20 protein-coding genes are annotated in these 23,363 nt (G+C 62.9%); 10 read left to right on the forward strand and 10 right to left on the reverse strand.

From position 1 onward, the window contains the following. The first annotated feature begins 243 nt into the window (after window positions 1-243). The 8 genes from RR51_RS06390 (at window position 244) to RR51_RS06425 (ending at window position 13,110) form a co-directional block, all read left to right on the forward strand. On the forward strand, window positions 244-840 hold the full coding sequence (locus RR51_RS06390) for a superoxide dismutase (RefSeq protein ID WP_039612983.1): 597 nt from the start codon (window positions 244-246) through the stop codon (window positions 838-840). 351 nt (window positions 841-1,191) lie between these two features. Beyond that, window positions 1,192-3,246 carry a putative bifunctional diguanylate cyclase/phosphodiesterase gene (locus RR51_RS06395; RefSeq protein ID WP_015271685.1) on the forward strand — a complete coding sequence of 685 codons (2,055 nt, stop codon included), beginning with the start codon at window positions 1,192-1,194 and terminating at the stop codon, window positions 3,244-3,246. A gap of 158 nt (window positions 3,247-3,404) precedes the next feature. Next, the gene (locus RR51_RS06400) at window positions 3,405-4,742 is read left to right on the forward strand and encodes an imelysin family protein (protein WP_013974080.1); all 1,338 of its coding nucleotides are present in this window, start codon (window positions 3,405-3,407) and stop codon (window positions 4,740-4,742) included. 316 nt (window positions 4,743-5,058) lie between these two features. After that, a complete protein-coding gene (locus RR51_RS06405) occupies window positions 5,059-6,486 on the forward strand; it encodes a di-heme oxidoreductase family protein (RefSeq protein ID WP_039612984.1) in 1,428 nt (475 codons plus the stop codon). Between the two features lie 20 nt (window positions 6,487-6,506). Beyond that, entirely contained in the window at window positions 6,507-7,571 is a 1,065-nt protein-coding gene (locus tag RR51_RS06410; RefSeq protein ID WP_039612985.1) for an imelysin family protein, read from the forward strand. Window positions 7,572-7,573: 2 nt separating this feature from the next. Next, window positions 7,574-8,671, forward strand: coding sequence for a DUF1513 domain-containing protein (locus RR51_RS06415; protein WP_013974083.1), 1,098 nt, complete (start codon window positions 7,574-7,576; stop codon window positions 8,669-8,671). 233 nt (window positions 8,672-8,904) lie between these two features. Continuing rightward, window positions 8,905-10,053 carry an efflux RND transporter periplasmic adaptor subunit gene (locus RR51_RS06420; RefSeq protein ID WP_039612986.1) on the forward strand — a complete coding sequence of 383 codons (1,149 nt, stop codon included), beginning with the start codon at window positions 8,905-8,907 and terminating at the stop codon, window positions 10,051-10,053. A gap of 12 nt (window positions 10,054-10,065) precedes the next feature. Beyond that, window positions 10,066-13,110, forward strand: a complete 3,045-nt coding sequence (locus tag RR51_RS06425; RefSeq protein ID WP_039612987.1) for a multidrug efflux RND transporter permease subunit — start codon at window positions 10,066-10,068, stop codon at window positions 13,108-13,110. A 168-nt stretch (window positions 13,111-13,278) separates the two neighbouring features. On the opposite strand, the gene RR51_RS06430 is transcribed toward RR51_RS06425, so the two are convergent. The 5 genes from RR51_RS06430 to colR form a co-directional block, all read right to left on the reverse strand. Further along, a complete protein-coding gene (locus RR51_RS06430; RefSeq protein ID WP_025340525.1) occupies window positions 13,279-13,512 on the reverse strand; it encodes a hypothetical protein in 234 nt (77 codons plus the stop codon). Then, the gene (locus RR51_RS06435) at window positions 13,509-14,210 is read right to left on the reverse strand and encodes a lipopolysaccharide kinase InaA family protein (RefSeq protein ID WP_013974087.1); all 702 of its coding nucleotides are present in this window, start codon (window positions 14,208-14,210) and stop codon (window positions 13,509-13,511) included. The genes RR51_RS06430 and RR51_RS06435 overlap by 4 nt, the downstream gene beginning before the upstream one ends. A gap of 6 nt (window positions 14,211-14,216) precedes the next feature. Continuing rightward, window positions 14,217-14,900: a class I SAM-dependent methyltransferase gene (locus RR51_RS06440; RefSeq protein ID WP_013974088.1), complete on the reverse strand. Its 684-nt coding sequence runs from the start codon at window positions 14,898-14,900 to the stop codon at window positions 14,217-14,219. 107 nt (window positions 14,901-15,007) lie between these two features. Further along, window positions 15,008-16,318 carry a sensor histidine kinase gene (locus RR51_RS06445; protein WP_039612988.1) on the reverse strand — a complete coding sequence of 437 codons (1,311 nt, stop codon included), beginning with the start codon at window positions 16,316-16,318 and terminating at the stop codon, window positions 15,008-15,010. Beyond that, window positions 16,308-16,991 (reverse strand): two-component system response regulator ColR, encoded by a 684-nt coding sequence (gene colR / locus RR51_RS06450; RefSeq protein ID WP_003255215.1) that lies wholly within the window; start codon window positions 16,989-16,991, stop codon window positions 16,308-16,310. Before colR ends, RR51_RS06445 begins: the two co-directional genes overlap by 11 nt. Before the next feature lie 183 nt (window positions 16,992-17,174). Here colR and RR51_RS06455 point away from each other — a divergent pair, with 183 nt between their 5' ends. After that, window positions 17,175-17,903, forward strand: coding sequence for a phosphatase PAP2 family protein (locus RR51_RS06455; RefSeq protein ID WP_039612989.1), 729 nt, complete (start codon window positions 17,175-17,177; stop codon window positions 17,901-17,903). Window positions 17,904-18,062: 159 nt separating this feature from the next. On the opposite strand, the gene groL is transcribed toward RR51_RS06455, so the two are convergent. From groL to RR51_RS06480, 5 genes are all read right to left on the reverse strand, one after another. Next, window positions 18,063-19,703, reverse strand: coding sequence for a chaperonin GroEL (gene groL / locus RR51_RS06460; RefSeq protein ID WP_013974091.1), 1,641 nt, complete (start codon window positions 19,701-19,703; stop codon window positions 18,063-18,065). Between the two features lie 48 nt (window positions 19,704-19,751). Continuing rightward, window positions 19,752-20,045, reverse strand: coding sequence for a co-chaperone GroES (locus RR51_RS06465; RefSeq protein WP_003260750.1), 294 nt, complete (start codon window positions 20,043-20,045; stop codon window positions 19,752-19,754). Between the two features lie 333 nt (window positions 20,046-20,378). After that, window positions 20,379-20,840 carry an FxsA family protein gene (locus RR51_RS06470; protein ID WP_039612990.1) on the reverse strand — a complete coding sequence of 154 codons (462 nt, stop codon included), beginning with the start codon at window positions 20,838-20,840 and terminating at the stop codon, window positions 20,379-20,381. Window positions 20,841-20,907: 67 nt separating this feature from the next. Continuing rightward, a complete protein-coding gene (locus RR51_RS06475) occupies window positions 20,908-21,639 on the reverse strand; it encodes a HugZ family pyridoxamine 5'-phosphate oxidase (RefSeq protein ID WP_039612991.1) in 732 nt (243 codons plus the stop codon). Window positions 21,640-21,820: 181 nt separating this feature from the next. Next, the gene (locus tag RR51_RS06480) at window positions 21,821-22,831 is read right to left on the reverse strand and encodes a DUF481 domain-containing protein (RefSeq protein WP_023662443.1); all 1,011 of its coding nucleotides are present in this window, start codon (window positions 22,829-22,831) and stop codon (window positions 21,821-21,823) included. Between the two features lie 166 nt (window positions 22,832-22,997). Between RR51_RS06480 and RR51_RS06485 the strand changes: the two genes are divergently transcribed. Further along, window positions 22,998-23,351 carry an MGMT family protein gene (locus RR51_RS06485; RefSeq protein ID WP_039612992.1) on the forward strand — a complete coding sequence of 118 codons (354 nt, stop codon included), beginning with the start codon at window positions 22,998-23,000 and terminating at the stop codon, window positions 23,349-23,351. The last annotated feature ends 12 nt before the right edge of the window (window positions 23,352-23,363 follow it).

A 23,363-nucleotide genomic window follows, 5' to 3' on the forward strand; every position in this document is an offset into this window, starting at 1 on the left:
GCGCCGCCGCGGGCGGCGCTCGATCTCACAGGCGCTACAAGCGTTAAGCCGAACACCACCGGTCGGCACACCCCAACCGCTCTGGAACCTCTATTCCCTATCTTTGTTGCGTGGTTATGCGCCAAGCCCGGTGCTATGATCCAGCCCTTGCGTCGCAAAGAGTACAAACTCGCCGACGCTCATCGGGCCGCCCGTGATCGGCCTTGCGCAAACCGCAAACAGACCTGAATCAGGAGATCCACCATGGCTTTTGAATTGCCGCCGCTGCCGTACGCCCACGATGCCCTGCAGCCGCACATCTCCAAGGAAACCCTGGAGTATCACCACGACAAACACCACAACACCTATGTCGTGAACCTGAACAACCTGGTCCCAGGCACCGAATTCGAAGGCAAGACCCTGGAAGAGATCGTCAAGACCTCTTCGGGCGGCATCTTCAACAACGCCGCTCAAGTCTGGAACCACACCTTCTACTGGAACTGCCTGGCACCAAACGCCGGTGGCCAGCCGACCGGTGCCCTGGCTGACGCCATTAACGCCGCTTTCGGTTCCTTCGACAAGTTCAAGGAAGAGTTCACCAAGACTTCGGTTGGCACCTTCGGTTCCGGCTGGGGCTGGCTGGTGAAGAAGGCTGACGGTTCCCTGGCCCTGGCCAGCACCATCGGCGCCGGCTGCCCGCTGACCAGCGGCGACACCCCGCTGCTGACCTGCGACGTCTGGGAACACGCCTACTACATCGACTACCGCAACCTGCGTCCGAAGTACGTCGAGGCGTTCTGGAACCTGGTCAACTGGGCCTTCGTTGCCGAACAGTTCGAAGGCAAGACCTTCAAGGCCTGAGTCATTCAGCCCTGAACGAAAAACCCGGCCCGGTGCCGGGTTTTTTTATGCCTGTACCGGCCTCTTCGCGGGCACGCCCGCTCCCACAGGGATAGCATCAGGTCCACAGGCGGCGCCCTACCTGTGGGAGCGGGCGTGCCCGCGAAGGGGTCAGCACAGATTTCACCTTCAACCCACCAGCAAAGGCTTGCTCAGCCCGCATAGCACGCTAACATCAAACCTCTGGAAGATTGTTACAGCGCATTCAAGTTGCGGGGTCAGGCAACCGATACACTATTGATGGTCGGCCGATAGTGTATCGTCATCGTTGATGGCAAAATGATGCCATGCGCATGGATTAAGGAAACCCCATTGAAGCTGGAATTGCGGAACAGCTTGTCGGTCAAGTTGCTCAGGGTCGTGCTGCTGTCGGCGCTAGCGGTCGGTGTCGTGCTCAGCTGTGCGCAAATCGTCTACGACACCTACAAGACCCGCCAAGCCGTGAACAGCGATGCCCAACGCATCCTCGACATGTTCCGCGACCCCTCGACCCAGGCGGTATATAGCCTCGACCGCGAAATGGGCATGCAGGTGATTGAAGGCCTGTTCCAGGACGAATCGGTACGCATGGCCTCCATTGGCCACCCCAACGAAACCATGCTCGCAGAAAAGTCCCGCCCGCTGCAGGACATGTCCATGCGCTGGCTGACCGACCTGATCCTCGGCCAGGAACGTACCTACAGCACGCAACTGGTCGGCCGCGGCCCCTACAGCGAATACTACGGCGACCTGAGCATCACCCTCGACACCTCGTCCTACGGCGAAGATTTCCTGATCAACGCCGTGATCATCTTCATTTCCGGCGTGCTGCGGGCCCTGGCCATGGGCCTGGTGCTGTATCTGGTCTACCACTGGCTGCTGACCAAACCGCTGTCGAAGATCATCGAGCACCTCACCCAGATCAACCCCGACCGCCCCAGCCAGCATCAGCTGCCGCTGCTCAAGGGCCACGAGAAGAACGAGCTGGGCCTGTGGGTAAATACCGCCAACCAGCTGCTGGCTTCGATCGAGCGCAACACCCACCTGCGTCACGAGGCGGAAAACAGCCTGCAACGCATGGCCCAGTACGACTTCCTCACCGGCCTGCCCAACCGCCAGCAACTGCAGCAGCAACTGGACAAGATCCTCGTCGATGGTGGCCGCCTGCAACACCGCGTGGCGGTGCTATGCGTAGGCCTGGACGACTTCAAGGGCATCAACGAGCAGTTCAGCTACCAGGTCGGCGACCAGTTGCTGCTGGCCCTGGCCGACCGACTGCGCGCCCACAGCGGCCGACTGGGCGCCCTGGCACGCCTGGGTGGTGACCAGTTCGCCCTGGTGCAGGCCAATATCGAGCAGCCCTACGAGGCCGCCGAACTGGCGCAGAGTATCCTCGACGACCTGGAAGTGCCGTTCGACCTCGACCACCACCAGCAGATCCGCCTGCGCGCCACCATCGGCATCACCCTGTTCCCGGAAGACGGCGACAGCACCGAGAAGCTGCTGCAAAAAGCCGAACAGACCATGACCTTGGCCAAGGCCCGTTCGCGCAACCGCTACCAGTTCTACATCGCCAGCGTCGACAGCGAGATGCGCCGCCGTCGCGAACTGGAAAAGGACCTGCGCGAAGCCCTGCCACGCAACCAGCTGTACCTGGTGTATCAGCCACAGATCAGCTACCGCGACCACCGCGTGGTCGGTGTCGAAGCACTGCTGCGCTGGCAACATCCGGAGCTGGGCATGGTGCCCCCGGACCAGTTCATCCCCCTGGCCGAACAGAACGGCAGCATCATCGGCATCGGCGAATGGGTGCTCGACCAGGCCTGCCGGCAATTGCGCGAATGGCACGACATGGGCTTCAGCGACCTGCGCATGGCGGTCAACCTGTCCACCGTGCAGCTGCACCACAACGAGCTGCCGCGGGTGGTCAACAACCTGCTGCAGGCCTACCGCCTGCCACCACGCAGCCTGGAGCTGGAAGTCACCGAGACCGGCCTGATGGAAGACATCAGCACCGCTGCCCAGCACCTGCTGAGCCTGCGCCGCTCCGGAGCACTGATTGCCATCGACGACTTCGGCACCGGCTACTCGTCGCTCAGCTACCTGAAATCGCTGCCGCTGGACAAGATCAAGATCGACAAGAGCTTCGTCCAGGACCTGCTGGACGACGATGACGACGCCACCATCGTCCGCGCCATCATCCAGCTGGGCAAGAGCCTGGGGATGCAGGTAATCGCCGAAGGCGTGGAAACTGCGGAACAAGAAACCTATATCGTCGCCCAGGGCTGCCACGAGGGCCAGGGCTACCACTACAGCAAGCCGCTGTCGGCCCGTGAGCTGACCAACTTCCTCAAGCAGGCACAGCGAAACCAGGTTTCGATGTTCTGAGCCGCCTGCCCGATTACAGCCCGTGACCGGCATTTACACGAATTGCATGCCCGCCCCCTTTACAGCAAATGCAAATCTTTCGCATGATGTTGCGGTTTCGCGTGCCACGGCGCACGGTCCACCCCTTGATCCAACCACACGATGCAGGAAAACCAACAATGATTCGAATGCCTCTGGCCTCCGCCAGTCTGCTGGCCATTGCCATCGCTCTCGCCGGTTGCGGTGAAGGCAAGGACGACAAGGCCGCCGCGCCGCAAGCCCAGGCACCTGCTGCCGCCAGCACCACCGCTGCAGCGCCCGGGGCTGTCGACGAAGCCGCCGGCAAAGCCGTGGTCAAGCATTACGCCGAGCTGGTCTACGCCGTGTACAGCGACTCGCTGAGCACCGCCAAGACCCTGCAGACCGCAGTCGACGCGTTCCTGGCCAAGCCGAACGACGAAACTCTGAAAGCAGCCAGGGAAGCCTGGGTCGCCTCGCGCGTACCGTACCTGCAGAGCGAAGTATTCCGCTTCGGCAACACCATCATCGACGACTGGGAAGGCCAGGTGAACGCTTGGCCGCTGGACGAAGGCCTGATCGACTACGTCGACAAGAGCTATGAGCACGCCCTGGGCAACCCGGCGGCCAACGCCAACATCATCGCCAACACCGAGATCCAGGTGGGCGAAGAGAAGATCGACGTCAAGGACATCACTCCCGAGAAGCTGGCCAGCCTGAACGAACTGGGCGGCTCTGAAGCCAACGTCGCCACCGGCTACCACGCTATCGAGTTCCTGCTCTGGGGCCAGGACCTGAACGGCACCGGCCCGGGCGCGGGCAACCGTCCGGCGTCGGACTACCTGGAAGGCAAGGGCGCCACCGGTGGCCACAACGACCGCCGCCGTGCCTACCTGAAAGCGGTCACCGACCTGCTGGTCAAGGACCTCGAAGAGATGGTCGGCAACTGGGCACCGAACGTTGCCGACAACTACCGCGCCAAGCTGGAAGCCGAGTCGGTCAACGACGGCCTGCGCAAGATGCTGTTCGGCATGGGCAGCCTGTCGCTGGGCGAACTGGCTGGCGAGCGCATGAAGGTTTCGCTGGAGGCCAACTCGCCGGAAGACGAGCACGACTGCTTCAGCGACAACACCCACTACTCGCACTTCTACGATGCCAAGGGCATCCGTAACGTCTACCTGGGCGAGTACACCCGCCCGGACGGCAGCAAGGTGACCGGCCCGAGCCTGTCGTCGCTGGTGGCCAAGGTAGACCCGGCCGCCGACGCCACCCTCAAGGCCGACCTGGAAGCCACCGAAGCCAAGATCCAGGTGATCGTCGACCACGCGCTCAAGGGCGAGCACTACGACCAGCTGATCGCTGCCGACAACGCAGCCGGCAACCAGATCGTGCGTGACGCCATCGCCTCCCTGGTCAAGCAGACCGGTGCGATCGAGCAGGCCGCGGGCAAGCTGGGCATTGCCAACCTGAACCCGGATACCGCGGATCACGAGTTCTGATCCTGCTGTAGCGGTTCTGAAAGAGGCGGCCTTCGGGTCGCCTTTTTCGTTCAGGCAACACACCCCCTTGTAGGAGCGGCCTTGTGTCGCGAAAGGGCCGCAAAGCGGCCCCCCCGGCATTGTTTGCATCGGTGCCGAAATCCTGGGGCTGCTTTGCAGCCCTTTCGCGACACAAGGCCGCTCCCACAAGAGACCGAGCATGCCGACATGGCCAACTGACACCGATTTCATCCAGCAATTGCAAATTGCTCTTATTCAAACTCACTCACCCTGCTAAGCTTGCACGCCGGTTTTTCGCTCACGCCCAGGATTTTCGATGTCCTTGTCGCTGTCCCGACTCTCCCCCCTGCTGCTGGCCTTTGCCCTTGCCGCCTGCGACGACGCCCCGCGTTTCACCCAGGCCGAGCCCGGCGAAGCGTTGTCGGGCGGCAAAGCCACCGTGCAGCGTACTGACCGCAATGCCTATTCCCTGCCCTCGGCCAACCTCACGCCCGAGCGGCGCCTGGATTTCGCCGTAGGCAACAGTTTCTTCCGCAACCCCTGGGTGATCGCCCCCTCCACTACCACCGCCCGTGACGGCCTGGGCCCGCTGTTCAACACCAATGCCTGCCAGAACTGCCATGTGCGCGACGGCCGCGGCCACCCGCCAGAACCGGGCGACAGCAACGCCGTATCGATGCTGGTACGCCTGTCGATCCCCGACCAGCCCTACCTGGCCAAGGTGGTCGAACGCCTCGGCGTGGTGCCGGAGCCGGTCTATGGCACCCAGCTGCAGGACATGGCCATCCCCGGCGTGACGCCGGAAGGCAAGGTGCGGGTGAGCTACACCAGCGAAACGGTGTCGTTCGAGGATGGCCACCAGGTCGAGCTGCGCAAGCCGGCCCTGCAGATCACCCAGCTCGGCTATGGCGTGATGCACCCCGACACGCGCTTTTCGGCGCGGGTGGCGCCGCCGATGATCGGCTTGGGCCTGCTCGAAGCCATCCCCGAAGCCGACCTGCTGGCCAACGAGGATCCCGACGACCGCAACCGCGACGGCATCCGCGGCCGGGCCAACCGGGTGTGGGATGACGCCCAGGGCAAAACCGTGGTCGGCCGCTTCGGCTGGAAGGCCGGGCAGCCCAACGTCAACCAGCAGAACGTGCATGCCTTTGCCGGCGACATGGGCCTGACCACCACCCTGCAGCCCAACGATGACTGCACCCAGGCGCAGTCCGACTGCCTGGCCGCGCCCAACGGCGACGGTGCCGATGGCGAGAAGGAAGTCAGCGATAATATCCTGCGCCTGGTCACTTTCTACACCCGCAACCTGGCCGTGCCGGCCCGCCGCGATGTTGGCTCGCCGCAGGTGCTGGCGGGCAAGAACCTGTTCTACCAGGCCGGCTGCCAGGGCTGCCATACACCGCAGTTCACCACAGCCGCCAATGCCGCCGAGCCGGAGCTGGCCAACCAGTTGATCCGCCCTTACAGCGACCTGCTGTTGCATGACATGGGCCCGGGCCTGGCCGACGAGCGCACCGAATTCGCCGCCAACGGCCAGGACTGGCGCACCCCGCCACTGTGGGGCATCGGCCTGAGCGAAACAGTCAGTGGCCACAGCCAGTTCCTGCACGACGGCCGCGCCCGCAACCTGCTCGAAGCCGTGCTCTGGCACGGTGGCGAAGCCGAGTCGGCACGCAATTTCGTACTCACTTTCAATGCCGAGCAGCGTGCCGCGTTGCTGGCTTTCCTGAACTCACTTTAAAAAGCGCAAAGGAGCCGGGCATGTTCCGACCCAAACTGTTGTTCACCAGCCTCGCCGCACTCGCCCTCGGCGCCTGCTCGCCGCAGGACCCGCAAGCCGTGACCTCCGCTGCCATCGCCAAGCAGGTGATCCTGCCCACCTACAGCCGCTGGGTCGAAGCCGACCGCACGCTGGCCGCCAGCGCCCTGGCCTACTGCGAAGGCAAGGAAACCCTGGACAAGGCCCGTGCCGACTTCCTCAACGCGCAAAAGGCCTGGGCCGAGCTGCAACCGCTGCTGGTCGGCCCGCTGGCCGAAGGCAACCGCGCCTGGCAAGTACAGTTCTGGCCCGACAAGAAGAACCTGGTCGGCCGCCAGGTCGAGCAGCTGGTCAACGCAGACCAGCCGGTCGATGCCGCGGCCTTGGGCAAGGCCAGCGTGGTGGTACGTGGCCTGTCGGCCTACGAGTACATCCTGTTCGACAGCAAGCCGGACATCGCCACTGCCGAGCAGAAAGCCCGCTACTGCCCGTTGCTGGTGGCCATCGGTGAACATCAGAAAACCCTGGCCGAAGAGATCCTCAAGGGCTGGAACAGCGCCGACGGCATGCTCTCGCAGATGACCAAGTTCCCCAACCAGCGCTACGCCGACTCCCACGAGGCCATCGCCGACCTGCTGCGCGCCCAGGTCACCGCACTGGACAGCCTGAAGAAAAAGCTCGGTGCGCCGATGGGCCGCCAGAGCAAGGGCATTCCGCAGCCACTGCAGGCCGAAGCCTGGCGCAGCCACAGCTCGCTCAAGAGCCTGGAGGCCAGCCTCAAGGCCGCCGAAGCGGTCTGGGTCGGGGTCGACAACCAAGGCCTGCGCGGCTTGCTGTCCAGCGATCAGAAAGCCCTGGCAGACAAGATCGACGCCGCCTACGCTGCCTCGCTCAAGCTGCTGGCCGACAACCAGAAAACCTTGGGCGAGTTGCTGGCCGACGACGCTGGCCAGCAAACCCTGAACCAGATCTACGACAGCCTCAACGTCGTCCACCGCCTGCACGAAGGCGAGCTGGCCAAGGCGTTGAACATTCAGCTGGGCTTCAATGCCAACGACGGTGACTGATCATGCTGCGACGCCAGGCCCTCAAACTCGGTAGCGTATTGCTCAGCGCCCTCACCCTGGGCGGCTGGAGCCTGTTCCGCAACAAAGGCAGCGAGCCCCTGCTGCTGTCGGCGCGTGACGACGGCGACGGCAAGCACTATGCGGTCGGGTTCCGCCTGGACGGCACCCAGGTGTTCAGCACCCAGGTCGCCCAACGTTGCCATGCCATCATCCATCACCCGGACCTGCCGATCGCCCTGTTCGTCGCCCGCCGTCCCGGCACCGAAAGCTACCTGGTCGACCTGCGCGACGGGCGCCTGCTGCAAACCGTCACCTCGCAGCCGAACCGGCACTTCTACGGCCACGCGGTCATTCACAAAGGTGGCGAATGGCTGTATGCCACCGAGAACGACACCACCGACCCGGGGCGTGGCGTACTCGGCGTGTACCGCTTCGAAGGCGAGCGCCTGGTGCACAGCGGGGAGATTCCGACCCACGGCATCGGCCCGCACGAAGTGGCCTGGCTGCCGGACGGCGAAACGCTGATCGTGGCCAACGGCGGTATCCGCACCGAAGCCGAAAGCCGGGTGGAGATGAACCTCGACGCCATGGAACCGAGCCTGGTGCTGATGCAGCGCGACGGTACCCTGCTGAGCAAGGAAACCCTGGCCCAGCAGATGAATAGCGTGCGCCACCTGGCGGTGGGCAGCGATGGCACCATCGCCGCCTGCCAACAGTTCATGGGCGATGCCGATGAAACCGCCGAACTGCTGGCGATCAAGCGCCCGGGCGAGCCGTTCAAGGCCTTCCCGGTGCCGGAGCGGCAGTTGCAGGCCATGGCCCAGTACACCGCCAGCGTAGCTATCCACAGCGAGCTGCGGCTGGTCGCGCTGACCGCGCCACGGGCCAACCGCCTGTTCGTCTGGGACCTGGACAGCGGCGCGGTGCGGCTGGATGCGCCAATGCCCGATTGCGCGGGGGTGGGCGCGGTACAGGACGGCTTTGTCGTCACCTCCGGGCAGGGCCGTTGCCGGTTCTATGATTGCCGCAAGGCCGAGCTGGTCGGGCAACCGATGAACCTGCCGTCCGGTTTCTGGGACAACCACCTGCATCTCGTCTGATTTTCGGGTTGGCTGTACTGGCCCCTTCGCGGCTAAAGCCGCTCCCACAGGAATAGCGCAACCCGTTGACTGCGCGGTCCCTGTGGGAGCGGCTTTAGCCGCGAAGGGGCCGGCCCAGGCACTCCACTCCCCTTCCCCCAAAAAACAGTCAATACTTCCCCCATCCACACGTGGGCAGGATCGCCCGTTGTCGTGTCTAAGCGAATAACAACCGCATCCAAGGAACCGGACCTATGCTGCGCCGCCGCATGCTCATCATGTTGGCCGTGGTTCTGCTGATCGTGCTGGCCCTGGGGGGCTACAAAGCCTTTTCGATCTACCAGCAGATCCAGATGTTCACTGCCCCCAAGCCGCCCATCACCGTGGCGGCCGCCTTGGCCGAACAGCGCTCGTGGCAAGAGCGCCTGCCCGCTGTCGGCAGCCTCAAGGCGCTACAGGGCGTTGAGCTGAGCCTGGAAGTGGAAGGCATCGTCAAGGCCCTGCATTTCGACTCGGGCCAGCAGGTCAAGGCCGGGCAACTGTTGCTGCAACTCAACGACGACCAGGAAACCGCCCTGCTCGGCACCGCCCAGGCCGACCTGGGCCTGGCCAAGGTAGATTTCGGCCGTGGCAGCCAGCTGGTCGGCGACTCAGCCATCTCCCGCGGCGAATTCGACCGCCTCACCGCCCAGTACCGGCGCAACCAGGCGGTGGTCGACCAGCTCAAGGCATCGAAGACCAAGAAGAGCATCAGCGCTCCGTTCAGCGGTACCATCGGCATTCGCCAAGTGGACGTCGGCGACTATCTGGCCGCCGGCACGGTGATCGCCACCCTGCAGGACACATCCAGCCTCTACGTCGACTTCAACGTACCGGAACAGGCCCTGCCGCACCTCAGCCTGGGCCAGCAGGTGCTGGTGCAGGTGGCCGCCTACCCGGGCCAGACCTTCCCCGCCAGCCTCAGCGCCATCAACCCCAAGGTCGAGGAAACCACGCGCAACCTGCTGGTGCGCGCAACCATGGCCAACCCGGACAGCAAGCTGCTGCCGGGCATGTTCGCCAGCCTGCTGATCCTGCTACCCAACCCGCAGCCACAAGTGGTGGTGCCGGAAAGCGCCATCACCTACACCCTGTATGGCAACTCGGTGTATGTCGCAACGCCGAAAAAGGACAAGGACGGCAAGCCACTACACGACGACAAGGGCCAGCCGCAGCTCACCGCCGAGCAACGCGCGGTGCAGACCGGCGAGCGCCGTGACGGCGTGGTGGTGGTCAGCAAGGGCCTGCAGGCCGGGGAACAGGTGATCACCGCCGGCCAACTGAAGCTCACCCCCGGCGCCGCGATCCGCATCGGCCAGGACAAAGCCCTGAAGCCCGCACAGGGCACGCCGGGCAAGGACTGACAGGAGGCTGGCATGGCGTTCACTGACCCGTTCATCCGCCGCCCGGTGCTGGCCAGCGTGGTGAGCCTGCTGATCCTGCTGCTGGGCTTCCAGGCCTGGAACAAGCTGCAGATCCGCCAGTATCCGCAAATGGAAAATGCCCTGATCACGGTAACCACCGCCTACCCCGGCGCCAACGCCGAGACCATCCAGGGCTATATCACCCAGCCGCTGCAGCAAAGCCTGGCCAGCGCCGAAGGCATCGACTACATGACCTCGGTGAGCAGACAGAACTTCTCGATCATTTCCATCTACGCCCGCATCGGCGCCGACAGCGACCGGTTGTTCACCGAACTGCTGGCCAAGGCCAACGAAGTGCGCAACAAGCTGCCCCAGGACTCGGAAGACCCGGTACTGAGCAAGGAAGCCGCCGATGCTTCGGCGCTTATGTACATCAGTTTCTACAGCAAAGAGATGAGCAATCCGCAAATCACCGACTACCTGTCGCGGGTGATCCAGCCCAAGCTGGCGACCCTGCCGGGCATGGCCGAAGCGGAAATCCTCGGCAACCAGGTGTTCGCCATGCGCATCTGGATCGACCCGGTGAAACTGGCGGGCTATGGCCTGTCTGCCATCGACGTGACCAATGCCGTGCGCCGCTACAACTTCCTTTCCGCGGCCGGCGAGGTGAAGGGTGAATACGTGGTCACCAGCATCAACGCCAGCACCGAGCTGAAGTCGGCCGAGGCGTTCGCCGCCCTGCCGGTCAAGACCAGTGGCGACAGCCGCGTGCTGCTTGGCGATGTGGCGCGGGTCGAGATGGGGGCGGAAAACTACGATACGGTCAGCTCGTTCGACGGCACCCCATCGGTGTACATCGGCATCAAGGCCACACCAGCCGCCAACCCGCTGGACGTCATCAAGGAAGTGAGGCGCATCATGCCCGAGCTGGAAAGCCAGCTGCCCTCGGCGCTGAAGGTATCGATCGCCTATGACGCCACGCTTTTCATCCAGGCCTCCATCGACGAAGTGATCAAGACCCTCGGCGAAGCGGTACTGATCGTCATCGTGGTGGTGTTCCTGTTCCTCGGTGCCCTGCGTTCGGTGCTGATTCCGGTGGTGACCATTCCGCTGTCGATGATCGGCGTGCTGTTCTTCATGCAGATGATGGGCTATTCGCTCAATCTGCTGACCCTGCTGGCAATGGTGCTGGCCATCGGGCTTGTGGTGGACGACGCGATCGTCGTGGTGGAGAACATCCACCGGCACATGGAAGAAGGCAAGTCGCCGTTCGACGCCGCTCTCGAGGGCGCCCGCGAAATCGCCATGCCGGTGGTGTCGATGACGATCACCCTGGCGGCGGTGTATGCACCGATCGGCTTCCTCACCGGGCTGACCGGCGCATTGTTCAAGGAATTTGCCCTGACCCTGGCCGGTGCGGTGATCATATCCGGCATCGTTGCCCTCACCCTGTCACCGATGATGTGCGCGCTGCTGCTGCGCCAGGAACAGAACCCCAGCGGCCTGGCCCACCGCCTGGACGTGCTGTTCGAACGCCTGAAGGTGCGCTACCAGCGCCTGCTGCACACCACCCTCGACAGCCGGCCCGTCGTGCTGGTGTTTGCCGTGATCATCCTGTGCCTGATTCCGGTACTGCTGAAGTTCACCCAGAACGAACTGGCGCCCAACGAGGACCAGGGGGTGATTTTCATGATGAGCAGTTCGCCGCAGCCGGCCAACCTTGATTACCTCAACGCCTATACCGACGAATTCACCCCGCTGTTCAAGGCTTTTCCCGAGTACTACTCATCGTTCCAGATCAACGGTTTCAATGGCGTGCAGACCGGCATCGGCGGCTTCCTGCTCAAGCCCTGGAACGAGCGCGAGCGCACGCAGATGGAGCTGCTGCCGCTGGTGCAGAGCAAGCTCGAAGAAATCAGTGGCCTGCAGATCTTCGGCTTCAACCTGCCGTCGCTGCCCGGCACCGGCGAGGGCCTGCCATTCCAGTTCGTGATCAACAGCGCTGGCGACTACCCGGCACTGCTGGATGTGGCCCAGCGCATCAAGGCCCGCGCCCAGGAATCCGGCAAGTTCGCCTTCCTCGACATCGACCTTGCCTTCGACAAGCCCGAGGTGGTGGTGGATATCGACCGGGCCAAGGCGGCGCAGATGGGGGTGTCGATGGACACCTTGGGCAGCACCCTGGCGACCTTGCTGGGCGAGGCGGAAATCAACCGCTTCACCCTCGAAGGCCGCAGCTACAAAGTGATTGCTCAGGTCGAGCGGCCTTACCGCGACAACCCCGGCTGGCTGAACAACTACTACGTGAAGAACGACCAGGGCCAACTGCTGCCGCTATCCACCCTGATCACCCTCACCGACCGCGCCCGCCCGCGCCAGCTCAACCAGTTCCAGCAGCTGAACTCGGCGATCATCCAGGGCGTGCCCATGGTCAGCCTGGGCGAGGCGCTGCAGACCGTACAGGGCATCGCCCGCGAGGAGGCTCCGGAAGGTTTCGCCTTCGACTATGCCGGCGTGGCGCGCCAGTACGTGCAGGAAGGCAGCGCGCTGTGGGTGACCTTCGGCCTGGCATTGGCGATCATCTTCCTGGTGCTGGCGGCGCAGTTCGAAAGCTTCCGCGACCCACTGGTAATACTGGTGACGGTGCCGTTGTCGATCTGTGGCGCGCTGCTGCCACTGTTCCTTGGCGTATCGAGCATGAACATCTACACCCAGGTCGGGCTGGTGACACTGATTGGGCTGATCAGCAAGCACGGCATCCTGATTGTCGAGTTCGCCAACCAGTTACGTGAGGAGCGCGGCATGAGTGTGCGCGAGGCGATCGAGGAAGCCGCGGCGATTCGCCTGCGGCCGGTGCTGATGACTACGGCAGCGATGGTATTTGGCATGGTACCGCTGATCCTGGCGACTGGTGCGGGGGCAGTCAGCCGCTTTGACATCGGTACGGTGATTGCCACCGGGATGTCGATCGGCACGCTGTTTACCCTGTTCGTGTTGCCTTGTATCTACACGTTGCTGGCGCACAAGGCGGTTGCCAGGGAAACATCGGTTGCCTGAACCGGCCTCTTCGCGGGTGAACCCGCTCCCACAGGTACGGCACCGGATCCGGAATGGGTGCAGTACCTGTGGGAGCGGGTTCACCCGCGAAGAGGCCGGCGAGGCAAATGCAAAAATGCCAGAGGCCCCGCAACCGCGAGGCCTCTGGCATTTCCATCTACACCGGGTTCAACCGAACGGCCGCAACCCCTGGCGCATGCCGAACAGGAACAGCAACAGGTCCTGATCCGGCGCGGCCTCGGCCTGTTGCTGCGGTTTCACATCCCGCGGCAACGCGCACTGGTCGGCCAGCTCGGCCTTGCTGAACACTGTCGGCCTCGGCTCTTCCCACGCAGCCACCGCCACGGTGGTCACCGCCAGGCCAGCTACCAGGAACAAAGCTCGAGCTATTTCTAGTTTCATTGCCCTAACCCTTTGACAGCGCTGCCAAACGCCATCTGGTAAAAGTAGAGCAGTGTTTGCCATTCCGCGTCATTCATCGACGAATGGCGGCGCAGCTGGCGCAGGTCATTGCCCGCCGCACGCTGGCAGCTGATGCGCCGACGGCATTTTTCCAGGTCCAGCAGCGCGACTTCGACCCGGGCCTGCTCGCCCTCGCCAATCACCTTGACGAACACATGCTTGCCATACAGGCAACCGTGCTGCCAATGCCCCAGGTGCATGCGCGCCAGGTTGTCCGCCAGGTCCTTGAGCATGCGCTCATGCACCACCTGCGGGTAACGCTCGCGGGCACCTTCGGCATGCCAGGTATCGAGTTCGACGAAACCGTCGAGTGCTTCGCTCACCAATAGCGCACGCCACTGCTTGTCGGCACCACGTTCGGCGCCACAGAAGACGATGCGCGGTACACGCACGCCCAGTTGCTCGAAGCTGTTCAACGCATCGAGCTCACGCAATACGGTCGGCCGGCCGAAAGGGTGCAGCAGGCTACGGTAGATATGCCCGACCTGGCGCTTGGCATACAGCAGCTTGCCATTGCCATCGTCGAGGCGTTGCACACCGCTCTCGCCACCACGGCGCTGGTTAGGCTCCTCGACCCACTCGCCCTGCTGGCGCCAGTAAAAATCGAACCGCGACTCCCCGCTCTGGGCTACAGCCATCAAACACTACCCCTTACGCAATACATATACCCGCCACATGGCATAGAACGGCAGGAAGTCGAGGCGTTCCTGGATTCTGAAGCCGGCGGCTCGGAATTCTTCTTCGACCGTGTCGGCCGGTAACACAAAACGGTTCTGGTAATTGTCCTGGTCGCCCTTCCTGGACCTGCGGCGCTGTTCCAGTTTTTTCCGGCGCCACGCCTTGAAATTACCATCCACCCACAATGACAGGATCACACTATCACGGCTAACCCGTTGAAATTCCGAAAGAATGGTTTTTCTGTGCGCCGCTTCGCCGATGTGATGGAACAAGCGCATGCAAAAGATGCTGTCCACCGAATTGTCCGGCAAGTCGATGGCAAATGCCGAAGTCTGCAAAGGGCGTACCCGTGCCACCACCTCTGGCGCTTGCGCGGTACAGGCTGTCTCGATCATCGCTTCCGAGTTGTCGGCGCCGATGATCACCCGGTTGGGCTTTTCTGCCAGCAACGGCCAGAAGCGGCCGGCACCGCATGGCAGGTCGAGGACAAGCCCAGGCTCACCAGCCAATGCCAAGGCACGACGCGCCAGCTGCTCATCACGCTTGTGGGAAAGGCGTCGCGCCAGGCCATCCTGGTGCTTGAGAAAGTACTCGCGGGCATGTTCTTTGTCGTACTTCTCGGAAAATTCAAGCTTGATGGGGCTACGCATTGGGCATCTCCTGACTCCATTCCGCCCACATTAGGTAAGCAAGCGTAGGAATCAGGTCATGCTGATGTGAAAAATATGTTGAGCGCCGAATGGCCTGTAACAACAGATTACTCGACCAAAGCCTCCGGATCGCCCTTGAGCGCGGTATTGCTCAGATCGACCACGAAACGGCAGCCGTGGGGCAAGGTTGATGTGAGGGTTACATGCCACCCCTGGTCATCGCAGATGCGCTGTACCAACGACAGGCCCAGGCCAAGGCCCTCACCGCGCCGCTCATCGCCGCGCACGAACGGCCGGAACATCGCCTCGCGCTGTTCCTCCGGGATACCCACGCCACTGTCCTCCACGCTGAAGCCGTTGGCTTCCAGGCTCAGGCGGATGTAGCCGCTGTCGGTGTAGTGCGCGGCATTACGCAGCAGGTTGCCCATTACCGACTGCAGGAAGGTGGCGTTGTACAGTACCGGGCTGGCACTGACGCGGCCATCGTAATACAAGGCCAGGCCCTTCTGCTCGATGGTGTCGCGCCAAACCCCGACCAGTTCGTCAGCCACCTCCCGCAGGGTGGCCCGCGATGCCACCGCACCCTCGTCGCGCTGAGCCCGGGCCAGCATCAGGAAGGTCTTGACCAGCTCGCGCATTTCTTCCGTGGCCCGCGCCACGCGCTCCACCTGGCTGCGCGAGCGGGCGTCCAGCGTCGGGTTTTCCATCAGCAGCTCACACGAGGTGGCCAGCACCATCAAGGGTGTGCGCAATTCATGGCTGACGTCGCTGGTGAACAACCGTTCGCGGGTCAGCGCATCGCGCAGGCGGCCCAAGGTATCATCGAAGGCTACCGCCAGCTGGCCGACTTCGTCCGCGGCATAGTCCGGTGCCAGCGGCGGGGCCAGGCCCAGCAACTGGTCACGGTGGCGTACCTGGCGCGCCAGGCGGATCACCGGCGCCATCACCCGGCGCGCCACCAGCCAGCCGAGGATCACCGCCAGTACCAGGCTGAGCACGAAGCCCACCACCACCACCGCGAACAGCAAGCGCTCGCGCTCTTCGAAGTCGCTCTGGTCCTGCAACAGCACATAGCGACGGCCATCAACGATCTCGACCATGGCGTGGTACGACAGTTGATCGCGGAATACCTCGTGGAAGCCGCGGTCAAGGTGGCGCAGGTCCTTGGGCAGCTCGAAGTCGTCACGCCCACCGCTGAAGTAGAACAGCTGGTCGGGGCGTGGCCGGTGGCTCCAGTCACTGACGCTGTCCATGCGCAGCAAGCGCTGCAGGTCACCGCCCAGCACCGACGAAATCAGCCGCTCTTCGACCAGGTGCACGGTGCCGACGATGCCAAAGGCGAAGGCCCCGGCCACCAGCGCGCTCATCAGGGCAAAGGCGATTATGATGCGCTGGGCAAGGCTTTGCTTAAACTCCATCACGGCCCTCGGCGAGGCGATAGCCGACGCCATGGACGGTATGCAGCAGCGGTTTTTCAAACGGCTTGTCGATCACCTGGCGCAGCTGGTGCACGTGGCTGCGCAGGCTGTCGCTGTCAGGGCAATCATCGCCCCACAGGGCTTCTTCCAGCACTTCGCGACGCAATACGTGCGGACTCTTCTGCATCAGCACCGCCAGCAGCTTGAGGCCGACAGGGTTGAGCTTGAGCAGGCGGCCCTGGCGGGTTACTTCGAGGGTGTCCAGGTCATAGCTGAGGTCGGCCACCTGCAAGGTGCGGCGCCCGCCCCCCTGGGCCCTGCGCAGCACCGCTTCGATGCGGGCGGCCAGCTCCGACAGGGCGAAGGGCTTGAGCAGGTAATCGTCGGCACCGGAGCGGAAGCCTTGCAGGCGGTCGTCCAGTTGGTCGCGGGCGGTGAGCATGATCACCGGCGTATCGCGGCGGGCGTCTTCGCGCAGGCGCTTGCACAGGGTGTAGCCGTCGATGCCCGGCAACATGATGTCGAGCACGATCAGGTCGTAGTGCTCGGTGGCAGCCAGGTGCAGGCCGGACAGGCCATCCTGGGCACAGTCGACGGTGTAGCCCTTCATGCCCAGGTAATCGGCCAGGTTGGCCAGGATATCGCGGTTGTCTTCAACCAAAAGAATGCGCATCGGTTTCTCCTGTGCGGCGCTTCTCGCTGTGGTGCGCGGCAGGCGCAGCTTAAGGCCTATGCCTGCAGGGTGCCAGCCCCAGGGAAAATTCAGCGCACTTGACGGTTTTTTCACTGATCCTTCACGGACACAGGATAGCGGGCGGCCGACAATGCCCGATCTTTTTCGCGCCCTGGAGCCGTCATGCAGCAACCAACCCGCCCTCGCCCGATCAATTTCTGGCTGTACCTGGGGCTACCCCTGGCGACCGCGCTTGGCCTGATCCTGCTGGAACTGACCTCGGTCGACATGGACATTGCCAACCTGTTCTTCGACCCTGCTGCCGGGCAGTTCATCGGCCGCCACAGCTATTTGCTGGAGAACATCCTGCATGACAGGGTCAAGCAGGGGGTGATCCTGCTGGGAGTGATGTCACTGGTGACCTTTGCTGCCAGCTTCTTCTGGAAGCGCCTGTTCGGCTGGCGCCGTGAGCTGGGCTGCCTGGTACTGGCACTGGGCCTGTCCACGGCGTTTGTCACACCGCTGAAGAAAGTGACCCAGGTGCAATGCCCGTGGAGCCTGACCCAGTTTGGCGGGAAGGAAACCTACAGCAAGCTGCTGGAACCGCGGCCGGCGACCGACAAGCCCGGGCTGTGCTGGCCGGGCGGGCATGCCGCCACCGGGTTCTGCCTGTTCGGGCTGTTCTTCATGTTGCGTGATCGCAAGCCGCGGCTGGCGCGGGTGGCGTTGACGGTGGCCTTCGTCGCCGGGTCGGTGCTGTCGCTGGGGCGGATGATGCAGGGAGCGCACTTCCTGTCGCACAACGTGTGGACGGCGGTGTTCTGCTGGTTGATCGGCTTGGGGTCCTATTACCTGATCCTGTATCGGAGGGGAATGGCTGAGGTGCCTGCTGCCGAGCGTAGCATCGCCTGACCAAGGGGCCGCTTTGCGGCCCTTTCGCAGCACCTCCTACAAGAGTACGCGATCGTCTGTAGGAGCAGCCTTGTGCTGCGAAAGGGCCCTCATAGGAAAACAAAAAAGCCCCGGTTCTCGCGAACCGGGGCTTTTCATGGTGCAGGGGGTAAGGCTGGCTTACATCATGCCGCCCATGCCACCCATGCCGCCCATGTCAGGCATGCCAGCAGCTGGCTTGTCTTCCGGCAGGTCGGCAACCATGGCTTCGGTGGTGATCATCAGACCGCCGATCGAAGCAGCAGCTTGCAGCGCCGAGCGGGTGACCTTAGCTGGGTCCAGGATACCCATCTCGATCATGTCGCCGTATTCGCCGGTAGCAGCGTTGTAACCGAAGTTACCCGAACCTTGCTTGACCTTGTCAGCGACAACGCTTGGCTCGTCGCCGGCGTTGGCAGTGATCTGGCGCAGCGGCGCTTCAACAGCGCGACGCAGCAGGGCGATACCGACGTTCTGGTCTTCGTTGTCGCCTTTGAGGTTGGCAATGGCAGCCAGGGAGCGAACCAGGGCTACACCACCGCCAGGCACCACGCCTTCTTCAACGGCTGCACGGGTAGCGTGCAGGGCGTCTTCAACGCGGGCTTTCTTCTCTTTCATTTCAACTTCGGTGCCGGCACCGACCTTGATAACGGCAACACCGCCAGCCAGTTTGGCCAGACGCTCTTGCAGCTTCTCACGGTCGTAGTCCGAGGAAGTCTCTTCGATCTGGGCACGGATCTGCTTGACGCGTGCTTCGATCTCGGTGTCGGCGCCAGCGCCGTCGATGATGGTGGTGTTTTCCTTGGACAGGATGACGCGCTTGGCGTTACCCAGGTGCTCCAGGGTAGCGGTTTCCAGCGACAGGCCGATTTCTTCGGAGATGACCTGGCCGCCAGTCAGGACGGCGATGTCCTGCAGCATGGCCTTGCGGCGGTCGCCGAAGCCCGGAGCCTTGACCGCAGCAACCTTGACGATGCCGCGCATGTTGTTGACTACCAGGGTAGCCAGGGCTTCGCCTTCAACGTCTTCGGCAACGATCAGCAGTGGGCGGCCGGCCTTGGCAACGGCTTCCAGAACTGGCAGCAGCTCACGGATGTTGGAGATCTTCTTGTCGACCAGCAGCAGCAGCGGGCCTTCCAGCTCGGCAACCATGGTGTCCGGCTTGTTGACGAAGTACGGGGACAGGTAGCCGCGGTCGAACTGCATGCCTTCAACGACCGACAGTTCGTTTTCCAGGCCCGAGCCTTCTTCAACGGTGATCACGCCTTCTTTACCGACTTTTTCCATGGCTTCGGCGATGATTTCACCGATGGAGTTGTCGGAGTTGGCGGAGATGGTACCTACCTGGGCGATGGCCTTGGAGTCGGCGCATGGCTTGGACAGGTTCTTCAGCTCGGCGACGACGGCAGCGGTGGCCTTGTCGATGCCGCGCTTCAGGTCCATCGGGTTCATGCCGGCAGCAACGGCTTTCAGGCCTTCGTTGACGATGGCCTGAGCCAGGACGGTAGCGGTGGTGGTGCCGTCACCGGCAGCGTCGTTGGCCTTGGAAGCAACTTCCTTGACCAGTTGGGCGCCCATGTTCTCGAAGGCGTCTTTCAGCTCGATTTCCTTGGCGACGGAAACGCCGTCCTTGGTGATGGTCGGAGCGCCGAAGCTCTTGGCCAGCACCACGTTACGGCCTTTCGGGCCCAGGGTCGCTTTTACCGCGTCAGCCAGAACGTTGACACCAACCAGCATTTTCTTACGAGCGGAATCGCCAAATTTTACGTCTTTAGCAGCCATGATCGTTTAATCCTTGGAATTCTTTGGAGTAACGGGAAGTCGGGGAAATCAGCCTTCGATAACGGCGAGGATTTCGTTCTCGGCCATGACCAGCAGGTCTTCGCCATCGACTTTCACGGTGTTGCTGCCCGAGTAAGGGCCGAAAACCACTTTGTCACCCACTTTCACGGCCAGTGCGCGAACTTCGCCGTTGTCCAGGATGCGACCGGTGCCGACGGCGACGACTTCGCCGCGGTTTGGTTTTTCAGCGGCCGAACCCGGCAGGACGATACCGCCAGCGGTTTTCGATTCTTCTTCGCTGCGACGGATAACGACGCGGTCATGCAGAGGACGAAGCTTCATTGTCGATCTCTCCCAAATTGTGGTTTTCATCGGCCGGTGTCGACACCGGCGGGTTGTTGCTGTCCGGCGTTGCCGGGGTGGCCCGCAATGGGCGAACCACCTGAGTTATGCCTGGTGTTGCCACCAGAAACCTTGCGGTGACCACATACATGAGGCCGCCATATTCAATTACAAGGCTTGCTTCAGAAAATTTTTCATTAGCGCCTTGGCCCCGCAAAAAGCTGGGGCCGCTTTGCGCCCCTTTCGCGACACAAGGCCGCTCCCACAGAAGGTATGCATTGCCTGTGGGAGCGGCCTTGTGTCGCGAAAGGGCCGCAAAGCGGCCCCCGGTTATTACTTGTCGCGGCGCTCGTACTCGCCTTCGATCACATTCGGCCTATGCCCGCCATCACGCGGCCGGGCCTGGAACGGGTCGTCCTGGAAGGCGCGCTGTCGCATGGCCTGGGCCTCGGCACGCTCGCGCATCTTGCGCGCGGCCAGATGACGGGTGAATGGCAGCAGGCACAGCAGGCCCAGCACGTCGCTGATGAAACCTGGCAGCAACAGCAGGCCACCACCAACGGCCAGCATCATGCCCTGGAACATGTCCTCGGCGGGCAGTTCGCCACGCTGCAGGCTTTCACGGGCGCGCAGTGCGGTTGCCAGCCCGGCCACGCGCATCACCAGCACACCCAGGGCGGAGCCGGCGATGATCAGCAGCAGTGCCGGGAAGAAACCGATGGCGGCACTGACCTTCACGAAGACGAACAGCTCCAGCACGGGAAACAGGAGAAACAGCAGTAGAAAAGCACGCATCAAAGCATTCCTCGTCGGAAGAGAACCTTCCTGTAAGACCAACAGATGGATGCGTGCGCTCGGCTTTTCAACCCTCGACTTCCGTCGCAACCGGCCACTGGTCGGCGCGAGCCAGCAAAACCAGGGCTTCGCGGACTTGTGTCGGCGTGTTGCAAGTACTTGGGAAGGGCAACCAGTAAACCGCCTGGCCAATACGCAGGTGCATGCCTTCACTGTCCACCCCGACCATCTGTGCTGGCGCATGGCGTGGCAAATCGGTCAGCTCCACATAATGGGCGATGGCGTTGGCGTGGTCGTTGTTCATGTGCTCGACCATGCTCGTCTCGGCCTTGCCGGCGAACGGGTTGGCCAGGGTCACCTGATCGAGCCAGTGGATCGCGCCGAAGCCGCCGATGTAGCGGTGGCGCACCGGCTGCAGCACCCAGAAGTCGAAGTCGTGGGCCTTGTGGTAGTTGGCCGCGTCCGGGAAATAGCGGTAGTAACGCTCGGCGGCAGCCTCGATGGCGGCCTCCTCCACCAGCTTGTGCGCCTCGGCCATCACCGTCAGGCGCCCCACGGCCTGCACGTCCTCGGCTTCGCGCTCACCTACCAGCAGCGAGCACTTGGGATCCTTCTGCAGGTTGTGCGTGTGCTGGGCGATGCGGCTGATGAGGATCAACGGGTTGCCCTGGGCGTCCAGGCAGTACGGCACGACCGAGCCGAAGGGGTAGCCGGGCATCGACTTGGAATGGGTCGAGAGCACGCCGCGGTATTCCTTGAGCAGCAGCTCCCGGGCGGGACGGATGGCATTGGTACTCACTTGGGGGCGGCTCCTGATATCGGGCTGGATGGGACAAGATAAGCATTATCAGATCCAGTGCCAATGGGGCTGCTTTGCAGCCCATCGCGACACAAGGCCGCTCCCACATGGACCGATGTATATCTTGCCTTTGTGGGAGCGGCCTTGTGTCGCGATAGGGGCGCAACGCGCCCCCGGCGGTTTACCAGGTAACGCCGAAGCCTGCGGTATAGCGGGTCTTGTCCAGGTCACTCTCACGGGTACCGGTGATGATGTCCTTCTCCGCCTTGAGGTTGAGCGAGGCCCATTCAGTGACCTTGTAGCGCAGGCCAACCTCGGCATCCAGCGCATAGTCGGCCACGCCACCCAGCGGCTTGGCGAACTCGCCGTTGGTGAACAGTTGCACATTCTTGCCAATCAGGTAGCGGGTGTAGTCCCACTTCACCGCCGCAGAATAGAAGTTGTCCTTGGCGCCATCCTGGTATTCGAAGTCGGTGCGGTTGATCAGCGACCCCAGCGAAAACGCGCCCAGTTCGTTGTCCCAGAACTGGTAACCCGGGCCGGTACCCACGGTGCGCTGGCGAGCAAGGTCTTCGATGCGATCGCGCTTGTACTCCATGCGCCCTTGCCAGAACCACTTCTCGGTGAGGAAGCGGTCCAGGGCATACTCGGCACTCCAGTTGTCTGTGGTGGTGACGTCGTCCTTGGTCTCGCGGTTGTATTCGCCTTCGGCATTGTGCCGCCAACGGCCATGGCGCGCGCTGGTCTTGAAGCCGACGTCGTAGTCGTCGGTGTCGTTCTCGGCGCGCTTGTAGTCCAGCGCCACGTCGACGTTGCCCTTCCACACGAAATCCTCGACCAGGGGCTTGGGCTTCATGATCTGCTCAATGCTGGCCAGCTCCACGGTCTTCGGCGCCTCGCCATTGGCCAGGGTCACCTTGCCCGGCTCGGCGGCCTTCAGCGACTTGGCGCGCTCACCGCTGTAAGCGTCCTGCTTGACCAGCATCTCCTGGTCGCTCTCCAGAGTCTGGACCTCTTTCCAGTCCAGGGCGATGGAACCGCCATAGGGGGTTTCCAGCAGCAGCTTGCCGCCGTCGAAGACTTTGATCTTGCCGCTGAGACGGTCACCGTTCTTCATCCATACGGTGTCGGCGAACACCGGGGAGGCGCAGAGGGAAACAGCAAGCAGGCACAACAAGGATCTAGAATACATAAGCGGGCTATGATTTTCGGACTACAGGTTCGATTTGGCGAAAAAAGCCGGGCATTATCCGGATAACGACGACCAGAGCAAGAAAAGACCGGGAGCATGCCGTTGAGTTCAACTCTCATTTGCCAGACCGCCGGTCCGGTTTCATCTGCAGCCCAGAGGGGGCCTGATGTCTGACGGATATGAGCACGCCATCGACTCCGCCGAGGGCCGACGGACGGTGCTGTATTCGGTACTTGGCCAAGTTCCGGCCGGCAAGGTGGTCAGCTATGGCCAACTGGCCGAACTGGCAGGGCTTGGGCGGGCGGCACGCTGGGTCGGGCGTACCCTCGGGCAACTGCCCGCGGACACTCGCCTGCCCTGGCACCGGGTGCTCGGCGCAGGCGGCCGCCTGAGCCTGGCACTGGGTACCCCGTCTGGGGATGAACAACGGGCGCGACTGCGCGCGGAGGGTGTGAATGTAACCAACAATCGTGTGGATATGACGCGCCATGGCTGGCGCCCGATGGAGCACAGCGGTTAGAGTGCGCGCTTT

This window comes from Pseudomonas sp. C5pp, from assembly GCF_000814065.1.
In the GTDB taxonomy this organism is placed as follows: domain Bacteria; phylum Pseudomonadota; class Gammaproteobacteria; order Pseudomonadales; family Pseudomonadaceae; genus Aquipseudomonas; species Aquipseudomonas asiatica.